Origin of the sequence: Acinetobacter sp. ANC 3903, from assembly GCF_002135315.1 — a bacterium.
Classification (GTDB): domain Bacteria; phylum Pseudomonadota; class Gammaproteobacteria; order Pseudomonadales; family Moraxellaceae; genus Acinetobacter.
The window spans coordinates 24,936-44,619 of sequence record NZ_NEGA01000021.1; the positions used below are offsets into that span (position 1 = coordinate 24,936).

General features: G+C 43.1%; 18 protein-coding genes. 7 read left to right on the forward strand and 11 right to left on the reverse strand.

What is annotated here, in order from left to right:
* The first annotated feature begins 206 nt into the window (after positions 1-206).
* Complete coding sequence (locus B9T29_RS14550) at positions 207-1,364, forward strand: acyl-CoA dehydrogenase family protein (RefSeq protein WP_213033308.1); 1,158 nt, start codon at positions 207-209, stop codon at positions 1,362-1,364.
* 258 nt (positions 1,365-1,622) lie between these two features.
* On the opposite strand, the gene B9T29_RS14555 is transcribed toward B9T29_RS14550, so the two are convergent.
* The 8 genes from B9T29_RS14555 to B9T29_RS14590 all read right to left on the reverse strand — a co-directional run bounded on the left by B9T29_RS14555 (position 1,623) and on the right by B9T29_RS14590 (position 11,165).
* On the reverse strand, positions 1,623-2,297 hold the full coding sequence (locus B9T29_RS14555) for a TetR/AcrR family transcriptional regulator (protein WP_086176615.1): 675 nt from the start codon (positions 2,295-2,297) through the stop codon (positions 1,623-1,625).
* A gap of 305 nt (positions 2,298-2,602) precedes the next feature.
* The gene (locus tag B9T29_RS14560; protein WP_086176616.1) at positions 2,603-3,832 is read right to left on the reverse strand and encodes a CaiB/BaiF CoA transferase family protein; all 1,230 of its coding nucleotides are present in this window, start codon (positions 3,830-3,832) and stop codon (positions 2,603-2,605) included.
* 138 nt (positions 3,833-3,970) lie between these two features.
* Positions 3,971-5,437, reverse strand: coding sequence for an aldehyde dehydrogenase family protein (locus B9T29_RS14565; RefSeq protein ID WP_086176617.1), 1,467 nt, complete (start codon positions 5,435-5,437; stop codon positions 3,971-3,973).
* A gap of 142 nt (positions 5,438-5,579) precedes the next feature.
* Positions 5,580-6,815, reverse strand: coding sequence for an OprD family outer membrane porin (locus B9T29_RS14570; RefSeq protein ID WP_086176618.1), 1,236 nt, complete (start codon positions 6,813-6,815; stop codon positions 5,580-5,582).
* 697 nt (positions 6,816-7,512) lie between these two features.
* Positions 7,513-8,217, reverse strand: coding sequence for a fumarylacetoacetate hydrolase family protein (locus B9T29_RS14575; RefSeq protein ID WP_086176619.1), 705 nt, complete (start codon positions 8,215-8,217; stop codon positions 7,513-7,515).
* Positions 8,218-8,250: 33 nt separating this feature from the next.
* Positions 8,251-8,889 carry a maleylacetoacetate isomerase gene (gene maiA / locus B9T29_RS14580; RefSeq protein WP_086176620.1) on the reverse strand — a complete coding sequence of 213 codons (639 nt, stop codon included), beginning with the start codon at positions 8,887-8,889 and terminating at the stop codon, positions 8,251-8,253.
* Positions 8,886-10,106, reverse strand: coding sequence for a 3-hydroxybenzoate 6-monooxygenase (locus tag B9T29_RS14585; protein ID WP_086176621.1), 1,221 nt, complete (start codon positions 10,104-10,106; stop codon positions 8,886-8,888). The genes maiA (B9T29_RS14580) and B9T29_RS14585 overlap by 4 nt, the downstream gene beginning before the upstream one ends.
* Positions 10,107-10,124: 18 nt before the next feature.
* Positions 10,125-11,165, reverse strand: a complete 1,041-nt coding sequence (locus tag B9T29_RS14590) for a cupin domain-containing protein (RefSeq protein WP_086176622.1) — start codon at positions 11,163-11,165, stop codon at positions 10,125-10,127.
* Positions 11,166-11,319: 154 nt separating this feature from the next.
* On the opposite strand from B9T29_RS14590, the gene B9T29_RS14595 reads away from it, so the two are divergent.
* Complete coding sequence (locus B9T29_RS14595) at positions 11,320-12,231, forward strand: LysR family transcriptional regulator (RefSeq protein ID WP_086176623.1); 912 nt, start codon at positions 11,320-11,322, stop codon at positions 12,229-12,231.
* 326 nt (positions 12,232-12,557) lie between these two features.
* Here B9T29_RS14595 and B9T29_RS14600 read toward each other — a convergent pair whose 3' ends face one another.
* From B9T29_RS14600 to B9T29_RS14610, 3 genes are all read right to left on the reverse strand, one after another.
* Complete coding sequence (locus tag B9T29_RS14600) at positions 12,558-12,743, reverse strand: hypothetical protein (protein WP_086176624.1); 186 nt, start codon at positions 12,741-12,743, stop codon at positions 12,558-12,560.
* Entirely contained in the window at positions 12,740-14,449 is a 1,710-nt protein-coding gene (locus B9T29_RS14605) for an FAD-dependent monooxygenase (protein WP_086176625.1), read from the reverse strand. The genes B9T29_RS14600 and B9T29_RS14605 overlap by 4 nt, the downstream gene beginning before the upstream one ends.
* Before the next feature lie 168 nt (positions 14,450-14,617).
* Positions 14,618-15,403: an IclR family transcriptional regulator gene (locus B9T29_RS14610; RefSeq protein WP_086176626.1), complete on the reverse strand. Its 786-nt coding sequence runs from the start codon at positions 15,401-15,403 to the stop codon at positions 14,618-14,620.
* 348 nt (positions 15,404-15,751) lie between these two features.
* Between B9T29_RS14610 and fahA the strand changes: the two genes are divergently transcribed.
* The 5 genes from fahA to B9T29_RS14635 are packed head-to-tail and all read left to right on the forward strand — an operon-like array spanning position 15,752 to position 19,659.
* Positions 15,752-17,032, forward strand: coding sequence for a fumarylacetoacetase (fahA, locus tag B9T29_RS14615; RefSeq protein ID WP_086176627.1), 1,281 nt, complete (start codon positions 15,752-15,754; stop codon positions 17,030-17,032).
* A gap of 18 nt (positions 17,033-17,050) precedes the next feature.
* Positions 17,051-17,692, forward strand: a complete 642-nt coding sequence (gene maiA, locus B9T29_RS14620) for a maleylacetoacetate isomerase (protein WP_086176628.1) — start codon at positions 17,051-17,053, stop codon at positions 17,690-17,692.
* A gap of 20 nt (positions 17,693-17,712) precedes the next feature.
* The gene (locus B9T29_RS14625) at positions 17,713-18,288 is read left to right on the forward strand and encodes a VOC family protein (RefSeq protein WP_086176629.1); all 576 of its coding nucleotides are present in this window, start codon (positions 17,713-17,715) and stop codon (positions 18,286-18,288) included.
* Between the two features lie 19 nt (positions 18,289-18,307).
* Positions 18,308-19,009, forward strand: coding sequence for a CoA transferase subunit A (locus B9T29_RS14630; protein ID WP_086176630.1), 702 nt, complete (start codon positions 18,308-18,310; stop codon positions 19,007-19,009).
* A 2-nt stretch (positions 19,010-19,011) separates the two neighbouring features.
* Positions 19,012-19,659: a 3-oxoacid CoA-transferase subunit B gene (locus B9T29_RS14635; protein WP_086176631.1), complete on the forward strand. Its 648-nt coding sequence runs from the start codon at positions 19,012-19,014 to the stop codon at positions 19,657-19,659.
* Positions 19,660-19,684: the final 25 nt, after the last annotated feature.

Consider the following 19,684-nt stretch of genomic DNA (forward strand, 5'->3'; position numbering starts at 1 on the left):
CGGTGTTTCAGTAATGTAAATACGAATTTTAAAAATGTCAACCAACAAGTTGGTTGATAAATTAAATAAATCAACCAACCTGTCGGTTGACAAATAATTTTTATTTGTTAAAACTAGCTTTCATAGGAACTGGTCATAAATTTAGGCAAAGCAAAATTGCCCATGATCAAAAATATTTATTAGATGAGAAACAAAAAGGACTGAACATGATTTACGGATATCGCTCTCCATGGATGACAGAAGAACTTGAGCAATTACGCGTGACAGCACGCCGCTTCTTTGAACAGGAAGTTGCACCCAAAGCGGAAAAATTCCGCAAACAGCATTATATTGACCGCGATGTATGGGAAAAAGCTGGCGAGTTAGGCTTGCTCTGCATGAGCGTTCCAGAAGAATATGGCGGTCTCGGTGCTTCATTTGCACATGAAGTGATCATGATGGAAGAACAGGCGCGAATATGCGATACCACATTTGGCTTTATTCCTGGTTCTTTAAACAGTCCTGGATTTTTTCTGGGCACCGCCACACATGAACAGCTGTTGAAATGGATGCCGGGTATCGCCAGCGGCAAAAAAATGATTGCTGTTGCGATTACTGAGCCAGATGCCGGTACAGACGTGAAAGCGCTGCGTACCACTGCGCGCCGTGAAGGTGATGAATATGTACTGAATGGATCAAAAACATTCTGTACCCTGGGCGATCAGGCAGATTATGTATTGGTGGCTGCGCGTACAGGCGATTCAGGTTCAGGCGCCAAAGGTATTTCATTATTCTTGGTTGAAAAAGATAAATGTCCAGGTTTTAAAGTAAACAATATTATTGATAAGATCGGTCAAAATGCACTGAATACCGCTGAAATTTTCTTGGATGATGCACGTATTCCAGCTGAAAACCTGATTGGCGGTGAAGAAGGCAAAGGCTTTTTCCAGTTAATGGATGTGTTTACCCGTGAACGCTTATCTATTGGTATTGTCGGTATTGCCTGCGCTGAACGCGCAATTGAAATGACGGTTGAACATGCGAAAAACCGCAAAATGCTCGGTAAAACCCTGTGGGATTTCCAAAATACCAAATTTGAACTGGCTGAATGCTTGACTGAAGCACGTGTTGGACGTGTCTTTATTGACACCATTATTAAAGATTTGGTGGATGGTAAAGAGCTACAGCCAAACGATGCCATGATGGCAAAATGGTGGGGTTCAGAAAAGCAATGTTCGATCATTGACCGCTGCCTGCAGTTATTTGGCGGCTATGGTTACTGTACTGAATACCCAATCGCACAATTGTTTATGGATGCACGTGTCGCGAAAATTTACGGCGGTTCAAATGAGACCTTAAAAGACGTGATCGCACGTTCAATGTAAAATTTCAGCTTTGTTCATAAAAAAAGAGGCTTTCATGGCCTCTTTTTTATTGTCATTATCTTAGGCTAAAGGTCAGCCCATTCAGCACCAATATTGCAGCAGAAATTTTATATCAATAGCCATGACAGTATATGGATTAAACTTAAACCTGTTTATTGAATTGCTTGAACAGCATTTCGGACATAAAAAAGCCCAAAATGATTTTGGGCTTAAAATGCTAATCTAAGTTATATAAACGGAATGGATTCATCTCACCGCTTAGGCACGGATCCCATCAATAAATGTATCCATAAACGCATCTGCAATTTCAGATACATTGAGTTCATGATCCTCTTTATACCAGCGTGGCACCCAGTTCAAAGCACCAAACAACATGGCCGAGAACATGCCCGGAGAGCATGGCTTAATTTTACCATCAGCAATGCCCTCTTGAATCAATTCACGTACGGTTAAATCCAGACGGCGCTGAAACGATTTAATCTGCTGTCCAGAACCGATATCCAGCGGTCGAGCACCGACAAGCACCAGACAGCGCCCAAATACGTTATTTTGTGCGACTGCAAGCAAACGGGAAAATTTACGCAAACGCACGAATACACAAACATCTTTATCTTTCATCTCTTCAATAATCTCATCCAAATCTTTGAATGAGAGCTGAAGGCAATCGTAAAGTATGCTTTCTTTATTTGAAATATAATGATAGAGCGTCGCCTTATGGATGCCCACATGCTCTGCAATTAAATCTAAAGATGTTGCTTCATAACCCAAAGTTGAAAACAGTTCTGCTGCCGTCATCAGAATCAATAAGCGCTTATCTTCATGACGCGCATCTGTACTTGGGCGACGTTTACGCGGTTGGCGGGTTTTCGTAAGTACACCATGACTACTCAAATCTTTAGACGTTTCAATCTGTTTTGTATCTACTTCGGACATTTAGAAATCCTAAAAAATAAAATCCATGGTTCAATATGTGCAAAAAAAATTGCTTACTAAGCTATTTGAGAGCAATCTAGCCTGTAGACCAACATAAGTGCCTTTAAATAAAATATGAATTTTCAAATATAAATTATATCAGCAGGTTAAAGAATATTATCAACCAACTATTTGGCAGTATTATAAATAAATTATATTATTTTTAATAGTGCTTATTTTATAAGCGAAAGAAAGCTTAATCCAGCTAAAAACAATAATCCGCCTAAACGGATTATTGTTGCAATTTAATTAACAATTTTTAGATTTTAGGCAGCATACAAGATGCCATTTTCGAGCAGCTGTTCAATACGCTGATTGTCCCATCCCATTTCATTTAAAATTTCACGTGTGTGCTCACCTAATTTAGGTGCACGCGTACGAACTTCGCCTGGCGTTAACGACATTTTCACGGGAATGCCAGGTACAGCTGTTGGGGTTGCCGTGCCTGGATGATCAACTAGCGGTAACATATTGCGCGCAGCGAAATGTTCATCCTTGAAGATCTCTTCACCGGTATAAATTGGGCTAAATGGAACACGTCCACCAAAGAGTTCTTTTAATTCCAGTTTGGTCTTCTGTACCGTGTACTTTTCAATGGTCGCATTCAGTTCCAGATGATTTGCCCAGCGCGTACCTTCATTTAAGTATTTAGGTTCATCTTTCAATTCTGGACAGCCGAGTAAATCACAGAGCAAATGGAACTGTGGATCATGTGGCGCAGCAATAGCAATAACGCCATCTTTTACTTTAATAGTACCAAATGGCGCCAGACCCGGAATGCCGTTGCCAACCGGTTTAGCCGACACGCCTAAATATGAAAATTGGCTCACCACAATTTCTGAAAGTGCGAGAATACTGTCGGTCATTGCAACATCTACATATTGGCCCAGACCTGTATTTTTCGCATGCAGCAACGCTGATACTGTACCAAAGGCAGCAAACAAGCCAGATACTGTATCACCTGCACCACCGCCGACTTTTACCGGATGCTGTTCATCCTGACCGGTCACGCCCATCCAGCCGCCCATTGCCTGTGCAACAATGTCAAATGCTGGCCAGTTTTTATACGGGCTTTCACCACCTACGCGGTCACCAAAACCACGGATTGAGGTATAGACCAAACGTGGGTTAATTTCTTTCAACTGTTCATAGCCAAGTCCCATTTTTTCAAGAACGCCGGCACGGTAGTTTTCCACCAGACCATCCGCATTTTTGACCAGTTCAATCAGCGCTTCACGGCCTAATTCGGTTTTCAGGTTCAGTGAAATTGAACGCTTATTACGGTTACAGGATTGAAATAAACCGCCAAAAAAACGGTCCTTATCATCTGGGCGGAATGGTCCCATTTTACGGAAAAAATCGCCTTCTAAAGGTTCAACTTTAATGACATCAGCGCCATGATCCGCCAGCATTTGTGAACAGAATGGACCTGCCAGGGCATGAGTTAAGTCCAGAATACGTAGCCCTTTTAAAGAACCCTGATTGTTATTTTGCATAAACACTCCATTGTTTTATTTCAACCAACCAGTTGGTTATTTAAATCATTATGTGTGAAATAATGAAAGCTGTAAAACGTTTTTAACAGCTTTCATACCAAAGTTTAAAGTTGAACAAATTTGAACGAGGAATTCGCTTTAAACCGCATCTTTCGCTTTAGTTTGTACCGTCACCCAATGCGTGCGGGTAAATTCTTCAATAATCCAGCGACCATTGAAACGACCTAAACCAGAATTTTTCTCACCGCCAAACGGCGCATGTGACTGATCATCCACGGTAATATCATTAATATGGGTCATGCCTGCTTCTATGCCTAACGCAAAATTTACACCACGTTCATGATTGGTGGTGCATACAGCACTGGAGAGACCATATTCGGTGTCATTTGCAAGTTCCAGAGCATGCGCTTCATCACGTGCTTTAATCACCGGCAAAACTGGACCAAAACTTTCTTCTTTCGCTAAAGCTGATTGCGGATCAACATCAATAAAGACATGCGGTGGAATCACCTGACCTTGAGTCTCGCCACCAATAATCATTTTAGCGCCAGAAGCTTTTGCTTCTGCAATAATACGTTGGATGTTTTTGACCTGACTTTGATTGATAATTGGACCAATTAAAGTTCCCATCTCGTTCGGGTCACCGATAACTAATGTTTTAACCTTTTGTTCCAGTAAAGAGATGAAGTCATCATATACTTTTGCATCAACAATCACGCGGTTGGTGCTCATGCAGATTTGCCCCTGATGCATGAAACGGCCCATGACCGTCAGCTCTACAGCCAAGGCTAAATCGGCATCATCTAAAACCACCATCGGTGCATTGCCCCCGAGTTCAAGCGCAATACGCTTAATATACTTGCCACCGACTGCAAGCTGACCGACTCGTTTGCCAATTTCTGTAGAACCGGTAAATGAAATCAGGCTTGGCACAGCATGTTCAACAAAATAGTCACCTATTTCACTGCCGGCACCGACCACGACATTGAGGACACCTGCAGGAAAACCCGCTTCTTCAAAGATTTTTGCCAGTAAAGTACCGCCTGTTACGGGCGTATCGCTTGCTGGTTTAAGCACCACGGTATTGCCCAAAGCAATAGCGGTAATGATTGAACGCATGCTGAGATGAAATGGAAAATTCCATGGACTGATCACGCCGATCACGCCTAAAGCTTTGCGGTAAATACGGCTCTGCTGATGCGGAACGCTGGTTGGCAGAATTTCACCATGGATACGCAGTGGAAAGGTTTTGGCTTCCGCAGTAATACCTTGAGCTGCACCCAGTTCAATGCTGGCTTTTAAACGTGTACTGCCCGACTCCTGAATCAGCCAGTCAATAATCTCTTCACCACGTGTTTTCAACACCTCTTCCAAACGCTGAATCAGTGCAATACGCTCGGCAGGCAAGGTTTTTTCCCATTGAGGCTGCGCTTTTTTTGCTGCTGCATAGGCTGCGTCCACATCTGCAATACTTGCCAGCTGAAACTGATGAATGAGCTGCTGATTATAGGGATTGAAATTTTCAGTTGTGCGGGATGATGAACCCGGCTGCCACTTGCCATCAATATACTGCTGATTTAACTGATCCTGATTGAGCACATTCATGTAAACAACTCCCTGTTTCTTGTTTTGTGTTTATTGCCAGTGATAACTGACAATAAACATACGGCATATTTTTAAAAAATACAACCAACTATTCGGTTGATATTTTAATTTAAAAAAAATCTAATTCTGTATCATCCAGTCATTAGAATTTGTAGGTGTAGTTGGTATAGAAACGATGTTCATCCAATTTGATGCCAGCACCTTCAAAGTCGGTTTTAATCAGCATATATTGAAAGCCCAAGCCCTTGAAACGGCCCTCTTTAATCCCGTAATTCAAGACCAGGTTGAACTCGCTTTCTTTGACATCATCAATGGCCGGATTTTTAATATGATCCGCCATAATATAACGGGTCATCATATTTAAACCATTAATGCCGATATCTGAAAAATCATAGTCGTAGCGGAATTGAACCGAACGTTCCTGCGCTTTATAAAAACTGATGCTACCCCACTGGGTTAAATACGGTGCAGGTGTCCAGCCGCTGAGCAAAGGAAATGCCGTATCGCCAGACATTTGCTGATAGCCCAGACCGAACTTATGCGGACCGTAATGCAGCATGGTCATGAAATTATAGGCTTGGTTATCAATTTTGCCCTGTAAGCTGTCGCCAGAATCTTGGGTATCGTAAATACCGGCATTTGTCGTCAGCTTCAATTGATCTGAAAATTTATGTTGATGCTTTAGTCCGATATAGTGCTGATCATAAATGTCTTCTAAGCCACCATAAAAATAGGAAACATCCAGACTTGGAGCCAATTTATAATCGATACCGAATACGTTTAAGCCATCGGAAACCTGACCGGTTTTATTCACGTCCAGTGTCAGTTTGGCATAGTCTTCTTTATCACGCGCCAAAACACGGTTAATACGTCCAGCCGTAATTCGGGTATTTTGAATATCGTTGGATTCCAGCATGATCCCTTTAAAAGTCGTCGGTAAGTTTCGGCTGTAATCGATATGCACAACCGGTAGCTTCGGCATCAACTGACCATATCGAATTTCAGTATTCGCTATTTTGGCTTTTAGCGTTAATCCTAATTGAGTCTGAGCTTGCTCCTGTTCGCCTGTAACCGGATTATTTGGCATGGTTCCATCACGTACCAGTTCATTGTCATTTTTCATCAAGCGCTCGGCATGCATAACCGTCCCATCCAGACCAAAAGCAACGGGACCAATCGGTTCCGCATAGCCTGATTTAATACTTAGCGATGCACTTTGAGACCAATGTTCAAATTCCGGAACAGGTTGGGTGTCCGGTATGCGATGCATATAAAAATTGCGAAAGTCCGCTTGAACCTGCGCATCTTTGACTACATCTGCTTGAGCAGCGCCCGCTGAACACACCAAGCACCCCAAAGTAAGTAATTTTAATTTCATATCAGCAATCCTCTTTGCTTTCTTTCCAACTTTCCGTAGCTGCAATGGAGTTTCCCTCGTTCTTCTCGTTCAGAATACTTGAGAGCTTTTAGACTCATCTCCATTGCCTTGTTGATTGTGCATTCTTCATATCCATGAAAAATGTTTCCGCCTTCCTGCGGAAATACTTCTTACCCTTGTTTCAATCCTATGAATACAAAGCGGATGAGAAGCTAAACAACATCCCTGTCGTAAAGCCCACCTTTTAATATGCGGTGATCAGATCATGCAGTTCTGTTCAACACGCCTATAATTCCTGTTTAGCCGATTTATCTTTAAAGCCAGGCTTCATGCCTCAGCAGACTCAACGGCGGTCTTTTTGAATCTCACTGATTTTTATAATCAACTGCATCATTTGACTGAACCTATGCAGGTTTCCTTTTCCGGTGCCTACAATGCAAGGGCCGCAAATACCGTAAGTGATCATGAATGCAAGAATTTCAAATCCCTCAAAGGCAGTGGAAATATAGCGTCAAGCACTTCGACAATGCTCAATACTTTAGTCGGATCACTTTTTGTTCATCAGGTCGCCACACTATACAGCCACATCATCCATTTTCTGTGCCAACTAGAAAGTTTGCCATTTATCAAACTTTATACATCCACTGCCTGTTAGGTTTGAGACCTCAAGATTTATTTCAAAAAACTATCTTTCTGATTAGCTTACATTCACAGTTATGCCAGTCAGCCCAGTAATATCCGCACGCATGACATCCCCTTTCACCACAGCACCTACACCTTCTGGCGTGCCGGTAAAGATTAAATCGCCCTGCTTCAGTTCAAATAAAGTCGAAAGATTGGCAATGGTTTCTGCAATATTCCAAATTAAATGATTCACATCGCTACGCTGTTTAGTTTCACCATTGACTGTTAAATGGATTTCTCCTGTATTCAGCTCACCTGTTTGACTTTTAGTGTGGATCAACCCTACTGGCGCCGAGTAATCAAATGCTTTACCCACTTCCCATGGACGACCTTTTTCACGCTGCGCCATTTGTAAATCTCGGCGGGTCATGTCTAGACCTACTGCATAACCGTAAATATAGTCGGCAGCATCTTCCACTGAAATATTTTTCCCGTCTTTGCCAATCGCTACGACCAGCTCGATTTCATAATGGTAATTTGAGGTCATCTCTGGATAAGGAATTGAAATTTCTTCACCTGCAGGCACCGGCACAATTGACTGCGGGTCATTGGGTTTACAGAAGAAAAATGGCGGTTCACGGTCTGGATCGAAACCCATTTCACGCGCATGTGCTGCATAGTTACGGCCAACACAATAAACACGGCGTACCGGGAATAGATCTTGGCTATCTTGGACTGCAAGACCGACAATTGGCATTGGGTTAAATACAAAACTCATGTTCTTTCCTTAATTTAAAATTCGATAGTCTATTTAAATAGCGTCAGGTTGATTGCCGGGCGCTGCTTTCTGAAATGCCGGCAAAGCCATACATGCATCATAAACACGCTGAATATGTGGATATTTGCTCATGTCCACCTGAAAGCGTTTTGATGAATCCACCTGTGGAATTAAGTAAGCGTCGGCTAATGTCGGGGTATTGCCATAACAAAAATCACCACGCTCCAGATCTGCTGCAAGCAGACTTTCCAGCGCACTAAAGCCTTCATCAATCCAGTGCTGGCACCAGTTTTGTACTTGCTCATCATTCAGCGATAAGGTATTGCGTAGATATTCCAAAATCCTTTTATTATTAATGGGATGAATATCACAGCCGATCAGCGCGGCATAACCGCGCACTTTCGCACGGGCAAAAGGCTCAGTCGGTAATAGCGGATGTTCAGGATGGGTTTCCTCTAACCATTCAATAATGGCCGGACTTTGAATCAGCTGCTGATCATTGACCGCCAGCACCGGCACAAAACCCTGCGGATTGATGGCTTTAAAAGCTGCTTGATGATGCTCATTTTTCATCAGTGAGACAGGCAGCAATTCATAAGAAATCTGCTTTAAGTTCAGTACAATACGGGTACGATGTGATGTCCCGCTGCGGAAAAACCCATACATTTTCATGCTGCTGTCCCTGAATAGTGCTTAGCGGCGTCCAGACAGTTATCGACATTCCAGCTATAGAGCCAGGCCATCGCTTCATAAAAGCCTTCACTGCTGCGACCGCGCCATAAATCATTGCGAACCATGCGCTGTACGCCTTTGGCATGGTAAAGCTTGCCCATTTCACGTGACGACAGAACGATGCGTGCAGTACGGGCCACTCGCGCACGCTGATAGATTTCAAATGCTTCAACAATATTGTTATTGGTGATCCGCAGTGCTTCTCCCAAGGTCACTGCATCTTCCATCGCCATACATGCACCCTGCGCCATATACTGGGTGGTTGGATGAGCAGCATCGCCAAGCAGTGTCACACGGCCATAAGTCCACTGATCAATTGGTTCACGGTCAGCAGTTGCCCAGCGGCGCCATGATTGTGGCAATTCAATCAACTGACGGGCTTTTGGACAGATGCCTTCAAAGTAAGACAGCACTTCTTCTTTAGAGCCATCTTTAACGCCCCATTCTTCCTGTTCGCGGCTGTGGAAAGTCACCACGACGTTATATTCTTCACCACCACGCAGTGGATAGTGCACTAAATGGCAATTCGGTCCGACCCAAATGCTGGCCGCGTTCCATTGTAAATCTTCAGGAAATTCCGCTTTTGGTACCACGGCGCGGTATACCACATGGCCCGTCACCAAGGCTGGATCACCGACATATTTTTCACGCACTACCGATTTCACGCCATCAGCGCCAATCAGTGCCTGACCGGTGTAACTATTTCCCTTATGGTCAGTAATGGTTACGCTGTCCTGATCCTGCTCGACATTGACGATACGGCAATCAGTGATGATCTCGATATCACCCACTTCCTGCGCACCTTCAACTAAAGAGCCATGAATGTCGGCACGGTGAATCACGGCATAGGGATTACCAAAACGCTGAATAAACTTTTCATCAGTTTCAATTCGACCCACCTGATACTCATCAATGGCATCATGCATGACCATATAATCGGTATAGACTGCACGGGCACGGGCACGATCACCGATGCCTAATGCATCAAAAGCATTAAAAGCATTCGGCCCCAGCTGGATACCTGCGCCAATTTCACCAATTTCCGGTGCCTGTTCAAAAATCTGAATTTTAAAACCACGCTTAGCCAAAGCGAGTGCAGCTGCAAAGCCACCAATACCGCCTCCGGTAACTAAAATCGGCATATTCTGATTTGACATGTTTTTCTTCCTTAAAAACTAGACGCTGCGTGGACGGGTTGAATACAAACCGAGTTTCTTCTGCAGCGGCGCTTCATCTGCAACAAATACATAGGCTGGCTGTTCACTGCGATTGATTAAATCAATCTGGGCAAAACACGACGCACAAGCGGTGTCTGAACGTGCCAGATCAAAATGATCGCTATTGACTGTAATGCTGAGCTGACCCTCAATCACATGAAAAATTTGTGCAGCAGATCGACGCGTCAGCTGTACCGTTTCATTCGGCGCAACACGAATTGCGGAATAACCAATAATGTTCTGACAGTCCTGACCTGTCTCGGGATTGATAAAGCTAACTTGTGCAGGTGCCTGATGATTTGCATCTGCAGCCAAGGCATCCAGAACATTTTTGGTGTCTGTCCATGCATAACGTAACAGCGGAAAATTAGCGTTTTGCCTTACAAAATGTACCGTTGGCACCACGCCTTTGGCATAGTGATGCCCCAAATCTGTACCTTGAACCTGCTGCACATCGCCACCTTCCACATAGGAAGCTTCCATGTAATACACTAGTGGCAGATCAAGGACATCCAACCAGATCACTGGCTCATCCCCATCATGACCATGTTCATGCCACAACCCAGATGGGGTCAAAATCAGATCGCCATGTTCCATGATGCATTTCTGCCCTTCAACTGTGGTAAAGGCACCTTTACCCTCAACCACCAAACGTACTGCATTTGGCGTATGTCGGTGTGATGGTGCCCATTCATTTGGCAACAGCAGTTGCATACCCAGATAAATCGACGAGGTTGCTTTCATGTTTTCCAGGCCATGACCCGGATTGGCCAAAACCAGTACGCGGCGTTCTGCCTTTTCAATCGGCGTCAGTTCACCCGCTTCAAGCAGTAAAGGTTTGATGTCACGATAATGCCAGGCGGTTGCTTTAGTCAGCGGCACAGGTTGTTTAGGTGGCAATACATTGCGCAGGCTTGGCCATAGCGGTACTAAATTGGATTGGGTTAAATGATCAATATAGGTTTGAGGTAAATCTTCTAATCTCGCCAGTTGTTCCATCTGCTTAATCTCGTCCTGATTCGCTCAAATCGCTTTCATTCATTGAAAGCTATAAAAAAATTACTTGGACTCAATCTAACAATCAGAATGTCTTGAATACATAAGTGAAAATGAATAGGCTGTATTGATAAAATCAATACAGCACCCCCTCAATATGGATATTGACTCAAGACTGGTTCAAATTTTCTTTGAAATTTATAAACATAGAAGTGTTTCAAAGGCTGCAGATGCCTTGAACACTGGTCAATCGACACTCAGTATTGGCTTAAATAAATTGCGCGAACATTTTAATAATCCGCTTTTTGTACGCATTGGCAACCGTATGGAACCGACCGACCTGGCTCGGGATATTTATCCAATTGCGGTCGATTTTTTAAATAATCTGAAACTGATCAATCATTTTAATGTTGATTTTGATCCGCTGACCTCAAATTATGAGTTTACGATCAGCATGACCGATATCAGCCACCTGGTACTGCTGCCTAAACTGGTCAACTTTCTGCGTGAAAATGCCCCGAATATTCGCTTGAATATTGTGCCGATTGATACCGATACGCCGTTAAAAATGGCGGAAGGTGACATTGATTTGGCGATTGGTTTTATACCGCAGCTGGAAGCAGGTTTTTATCAGCAGACGCTTTTCAAGCAGGAATATACGGTCATTTGCAGTCCCGAACATCCGAGGCTAAGCAATACATCTTTGTCTCAGGAAGAATTTAACCAGGAACTGCATATCGATATTTTAGCGACTGGCGGGCATTATGTGATTGAGCATGAATTGCAAAGAATTGGGGTTAAACGCAATATTTTAATGAAATTGCCCAGCTATCTGGGGGTTGGGCTCATGATTAAATACACAGATGCAATCGCGACAATTCCGTTGTATCTGAGTCATTTTCTCACCTCCCGCGGTGACGTAAAAATTTTGACCCCGCCGTATTCATTTCCTCAATACAGCGTCAAGCAGCATTGGCATGCCCGACAACATAACAATCCTAATCTGCAATGGCTGAGAAAAATCTGTTTTGAACTTTTTTCTGAATTTGACAGCAAAGATTTAATTTAAGCGTCAAGGCAGGATTTTTTAATCCTAGGTTTTGTAATTGATCATTCCATATATCGTTGGTTTCGGCTTAAGAGTGCTTTCTTCTAGAATATCGAAAAGGTCCTAAGCCTAAGCAGGTTTAATCAAAGTGCTTTAACCCGCCACCTAATCTTTTAAATTATAGCTGGACAATGCTGTTCTTCATTTGCCTGGACTTGGGCTATGTTTCCTATCAACAATGAACCTACTTATTATTTAAATAACTTTTGTTGTTTCGCGTTTTTCCCTCAACTAATGTTAAAAAATCCCCAAGCTTGCTGCTTAGGGAGTTTATGGGATAAAAGACTTTAATTCTCAAACACTTTCGCTTGGTTAATCAGCTGTAGAAAAACAGAGCCATCCTGGATTTGATTAGCACTGAGTAAAGCCAGTTTCACTAGAAATAATTCACGCTTTTCCACTGGAATTGCATCAATACTTTCAGCCAAGTGGTCATATACTTTTTCTAAATCATCAATTGAGATTGTGCTCATGCTGCTGCTCCTTCTGCAACTTCAGTAAACTGTTGGAAAGTTTGCGTCAACGCATTTTCACGGTAGCTGATCCAACGGCCGTTAATATGGTGACCAGGACGAACAAGATAAATAGCACCCACATCTGCAAGTAAGCGGTTTTCAGCAAGATCAGCTGTAATTGCTAAAGTACGATCCGCACCCTCAACAGCTTGTGCATCTATTGCCAAAGCAATCAGTTGTACAGGTACACCCTTCGCTTTTAAGCTTGCAACTTCAGCAACTAATGTTTGTGACAATTGTCCTTTTTCAGTAATCGCAAGCACTGAGAATTTACCTGAGATCGCATCATATAAGAATGCACCATCAGCAAATTTGATGTTTGGAATTAATGCACCATTTTCAGTTTGCTCTGCCATTTGTGCATTGTCATCAAACTGGCTATTTAATGGTGAATGTGTGTAGGCATGCGGTCGTGAAGTACGCCAATGATAAAGCGGCCGTACAAATTCATGCTCTAAAGACAATGAAAGTACTGCATCACGAAGCAATGTAAAGCCTGATGTTGGTGGCGCCATGAAGCGTGTTGATTTACCTGCTTCTGCAATGATTTCACGCGCTGCACCGACACGGTCATAGGTATAGCTTTCAAGAAGTTTTTCAGTTGCCCAACCTTTTACAACCCCTGCCAATTTCCATGACAAATCTTGCGCATCCTGGAAACCTGTATTCGCGCCGCGTACACCAAAGATTGGTAGTAAGTGTGCAGAGTCGCCTACGAAAATAATGCGGTTGTGTACATAGTTATCAAGCGTTAAAGCACGCGCTGAATACACTGTGCTCCAGTCCATTTCCCATTCAAGGTGATCTTGACCAATCATTTTTAATTGATCTTGAACCGCTTTATGCAGGTTTTCAGGTTTTAATGCTTCTTCAGGTGTAATTGATGTATCTAATTGATAGTCAAAACGCCAAATGCTGTCTGGTTCACGGTGCATTAAAATCGTATTGCCCGGGTTCCAGTCTGGAGAGAAGTAAGCCAAACGCTCAGTTGGATAATCCAATTTGATACGGATATCTGCAATCACGAAACGACCTTCGTAGCTTGCACCTTCCATCCGAAGTTTCATACGTTCACGAATTGGTGAACGACCACCATCAGCTGCAACCACCCATTTAGAAATGTGTTTGTATTCGCCTTCAGGTGTTTGAATGGTTAAAGTCACTTGGTCATCTTTTTGAACGTGATCAACAACGTTGTTACCCCAACGTACTTCGATGTTGTCATTTTCTTTGATACTTTCAAGCAAGAAGTGCTCTAACCAGTTTTGTTGTAGGTTATTTAATGGAGCAAATTGGTCATTTTCATTGGTTGGTGATTCCATACGGAATGCCACCTGACCTTTGTAGATCGAGTTACCATGTGTCCAAGGCAATGCTTTAGACATGATTTTTTCAGCAGCGCCTGCAGCCTGTAAAATCTCCATAGAACGTTTGGTATAAACCAAAGCACGACTACCTTCAGACAGTTGTAATTCTGAAGACAGCAAAATGACCTTCACACCCTGTTTCGCCAACAGCAGCGCAGTGGTCATGCCAATTGGTCCGGCACCGACAATTGTTACCGTGTCTGCATCAGTGATGACAGGTTCTTGACTGTGAAAATGCGGAAACACCTGATAATCGTAATAAAGAGATTTTCGTGGCTGCGTTGCTGGAAAATGCATTTCGAACTCCTTGTCCTTATTATGCTAAAACGATATCAATCGTTTAATTAAAATCATGCACATGCAATTCAGTTAAACACTGAGATTGAATGTTTTCTTATCATCTTTTCATTTTCGCAATGATGCTGGCAGATCCTTTGCAGCCCGATGAACCTTCATAGCCCTTTTCTATGTTTGTCCTTTGGTCACAAAATCTGTAAGTGCCTGAGCAGTGGCTTTTAAAATACGGACTTTTTCATGTTCAAAATCCATCGGTAAATACGCCTCATTGCCCAGTGCTGCAATACAGAACTCAATGTCACCGTGAATATTAAAAACCGGGACACAAAACGAGTTCACACCTACCAACATATCGCCTGAAACAGTTGCTGCACCTTGAGCAACAATGCCCTGTTTCATGTCTAAAAATTCATTCCAGTTTGCCGGATAAACCTGCACACCCTGTTTCTGTTTGTCCCGCCATTCACGTTCAAGTAAAGGGCGAACCACGTTTTCTGGCATAAAGCTCGCAAATGCACGACCCGTTGCCGAATTGAGTAATGGCATGATTGAACCCACTCGGGTGATGACCGAAACCGGCTGATCAGGTTCAATAAACTGCACAATCAATGGCCCTTGCGAGGTCCAGCGACTGATTTGCAAGCCACAATGAATTTCACGATGCAAAGCCTGAATATAGGGCTGCGCTGCCTGTATCACATCGGTACGCTGAATACATTGCAAGCCCAGTCGCCATGCCTGATCACCCAATGCATAACGTCCGTCTTCAAGCTGCTTGGCATAATTCATGCGCACCAAACTCACCACATAGCGGTGCACTTTTGCCGGATGCATCGCCAAAGCCTCAGCCAGTTCCTTCAGCATCATGGGATTACGATGTGCAATTAAGGCATCAAGCACACCTAGACCCACTTCCAAGGATTGCACACCAGCTTGTGTTTTTTCTTCAGACATTAGTCGATAACTCTCATTTTTAATGGCGCCTATTCTACCCGAAGCCATCTGATTACCAAAAATCAAACCGCATGAGAGCATCGAGAAATCTCTATTCAATAATTTTAAATTTACGTAATACGTAATTTATTTATGTATTGCGTAATTTATGAAAATCAGTATGATGAGATTAATCCCAAAAATCAATAGGTCTTAGACTTCAGATTCATGATTTTTTATAAAAATATATAAGTTATTGTTTTTAATATTTTTATATTTAATTTACCTGCTGATTTTAAGCCGATTTGAAACAAAAATTGATATCAGGGTTTTATTCAACCCTGGTGGTTTTACATAAGGAACGTGGACATGACTCGCCAATTAAAATCGTTTATTGAGGTTGCTCAAGATTCAGATTTCCCCATTCAGAACTTGCCTTACGGCGTATTTAGTGAGACGGCTGAAGGCCCACGCCGTATTGGTGTGGCCTTGGGTGAATGGGTGGTTGATCTTGCAGCATTGGAAGCAAATAGCTATTTAGCCATTCAGTCGGGGGAACAGTATTTTAATCAGCCGACCTTGAACAAATTTATTGATTCAGGCAAAGCCAACTGGTCGAAAGTACGCGCAGAACTACAAAACTTGTTATCTGCAGACAATGCCGAATTACGTGATAACACTGCACTTCGTGAGCAGGTGTTCTTTAAGCAAGCAGAGGTAACATTGCACCTACCTGTTCATGTTCCTGGCTATACAGATTTCTATTCTTCTAAAGAACATGCAACAAACGTAGGTTGCATGTTCCGCGACCCTAAAAATGCACTTTTAGCAAACTGGTCAGAGCTTCCTGTAGGTTATAACGGCCGTGCAAGTTCTGTGATTGTCAGCGGTACTGACATTGTTCGCCCATCTGGTCAAATCAAACTTCCAACTGAAGATCGTCCTCAATTCTCAGCATGTCGTAAGCTCGACTTTGAATTAGAAACGGGCTTTATCATTGGTAAACCAAACACATTGGGCGAGCCAATTTCAATTGAAAATGCATGGGATCACATCTTCGGGATGGTGTTATTCAATGACTGGTCTGCTCGTGATTTACAACAATGGGAATACGTGCCACTCGGTCCATTCAACTCAAAAACATTCGCATCTTCAATTTCTCCATGGATCGTGACTTTAGAAGCACTTGCGCCATTTAAAATCAGCTCACCTGTTCAAGAACCACAGCCATTGGCTTACTTACGTGAAGACCATTCAGCAAACAGCTACGACATTCACCTGTCTGTAGAAATTCAAGCCGAGCAGGCTGAACAGGCTGACGTGATTTGTGAAACAAACTTCAAATACATGTACTGGTCGATGGCACAGCAACTTGTACACCACACCATTGCTGGCTGTAACGTACAAGTGGGTGACTTGATGGGCTCAGGTACCATTTCAGGTCCAACTCCAGATTCTTATGGGTCTTTACTCGAAATCAGCTGGAATGCGACTAAACCCTTAACTCTGAGCAATGGCGAACAACGTACCTTTATTCAGGATGGCGACACCGTGATCATGAAAGGTCACTGCGAAAAAAATGGTCTACGTATTGGTTTCGGTGAAGTGACAGGTAAGATTTTGCCTGCAGTGAAATTCGATTTCCAATAAGGTCATAGGACAGATCACATGCAACTGTATACCTATTTTCGTAGTTCAGCAGCGTACCGTGTACGCATTGCGCTGAATTTAAAAGGTTTAAATGCCGATTATATTCCTGTGCATTTGGTCAATAACGGCGGCGAACAACATAGCGATGCCTATAAAGCAGTGAATCCTTCTGAACTTGTACCGACATGGGTTGAAGATGAGTTTCAGCTGAGCCAGTCATTGAGCATTCTAGAATACTTAAATGAACAACATCCTGAGGTGGCTTTGCTCCCTCCTCAAGATACACAGCAACGTGCCTTGGTTCGTGCATTCAGCTTAACAATTGCTTGTGATATTCACCCATTGAACAACCTACGTGTTTTGCAATATCTCAGCGGCACTTTACAAGTGACTGATGAGCAAAAAACCACATGGTACAAACACTGGGTTGAAACAGGTTTTAAAACACTTGAAGCCCTACTTGCTCAATCGAATGGCAAGTTCTGCTTCGGTGAACAAGCAACCATTGCAGATTGTTGCTTAATTCCTCAATTTTACAACGCACTACGCTTCAATGTGGATTTATCTGCATATCCAAAAATCGAAGCCATTTATAACCACTGCAATACGCTTGAAGCATTTAAAAATGCTGCCCCAGAAGCACAGCAAGAAGCTGCATAATTTAAGATAAGGACATTCATATGGCGATACAAATCGAAAAAATTCACCACGTGGCTTACCGCTGTAAAGATGCCAAAGAAACGGTGGATTGGTACAAAAAGAACCTCAACATGGATTTCATCTTGGCCTTTGCTGAAGACTATGTACCTTCAACCAAAGCTTTTGACCCATACATGCATTTATTCCTGGATGCAGGTAATGGTAACGTTTTGGCATTCTTTGAGCTTCCAACACAACCTGAAATGGGCCGTGACGAAAACACGCCTAAATGGGTTCAGCACATTGCATTAAAAGTCAAAGACCGTGCTGCATTGATTGAAGCAAAAGAACATTTAGAAGCCAATGGTGTGAATGTTCTTGGTATTACCAATCACGGTATCTTCCACTCAATTTACTTCTTCGATCCTAATGGTCACCGCTTAGAGTTGGCGTATGACGACGAAAAAGCGCCAGCGAAAATCGCCATGATTACTGAAGAAATGAAATACGAAATGCTGGAAGAATGGTCGAAGACCAAACGTGCGCCACACCACACACACTTCCTTCATGCAGATGAGCTAGAAAATAATTCTGCTACTGCAAAAGTTGATCACTGATTTTTAAAGGATTAGAGACGTGAATAAATTGGTTGCAAGTGCTGCTGAAGCACTTGATGGCATCATAGCAGATGGACAAATCTTAGCCGTTGGTGGTTTTGGTCTTTGCGGTATTCCTGAAGCACTGATTGATGCATTAAAAGAAACAGGCGTTAAAAATCTAACCTGTATTTCCAACAATGCTGGTGTTGATGATTTTGGTTTGGGCAAATTACTCCAAACCAAGCAGATCAAAAAAATGATTTCATCCTATGTTGGTGAAAACAAAGAATTTGAACGCCAGTACTTAAATGGTGAGCTTGAAGTTGAACTTACTCCACAAGGCACGTTAGCCGAAAAATTACGTTCAGGTGGTGCTGGTATTCCTGCATTTTACACCCGTACAGGTGTCGGCACTTTAATTGCTGAGGGCAAAGAAGTGCGTGAATTTGATGGCAAAGAATACATTCTTGAACCATCACTGACTGCGGATGTTGCTTTGGTGAAAGCTTATAAAGCAGATAAGGCAGGCAATCTGGTATTCCGCAAAACTGCGCGTAACTTTAACCCTGAATGTGCTGTTGCAGGCAAATTCACGATAGTCGAAGTAGAACAAGTGGTTGAAATTGGCGATATTGATCCGGATGACATTCATTTGCCTGGCATCTATGTCAACCGCATAGTGGTGAATACTTCACCTGAAAAACGCATTGAACAAATGACTTTAAAAGCGGAGGCATAATCATGGCTTGGACTCGCAATGAAATGGCGCAGCGCGCTGCTTTGGAACTTGAAGACGGCTTCTATGTCAATTTGGGGATTGGCTTGCCGACTTTGGTTGCCAACTACATTCCAGAAAACATCAATGTTTGGCTGCAGTCTGAAAATGGCCTGCTGGGCATCGATGAATTCCCAACTGCGGAAACTGTAGATGCTGACTTGATTAATGCTGGCAAGCAAACCGTCACTGCCCGCAAAGGTGCAGCCTTCTTCTCTAGCTCGGAATCGTTTGCCATGATCCGCGGCGGCCACGTGAATATCGCTATTCTTGGCGCTATGGAAGTATCTTCAAGCGGCGATCTAGCGAACTGGATGATTCCAGGCAAGAAAGTCAAAGGTATGGGTGGCGCAATGGACTTGGTTGCTGGCGTTCAGAAAGTTGTGGTGCTTATGGAACACAATGCCAAAGACGGCAGCGCGAAAGTTGTTCCTCAATGCGCTCTGCCATTAACTGGCAAAGGTGTCGTCAATCGCGTGATTACCGATCTTGGCGTATTGGACATCACTGAGCGTGGAGTGGTATTGGTTGAATTAGCAAAAGATGTGACTCTTGAACAGATCAAAGCTGCTACAGGTGTTGAACTCATCACGGATGCGCTGGAAGCTGCTTAAGCTTCCCCCCTTACATATTCATCAA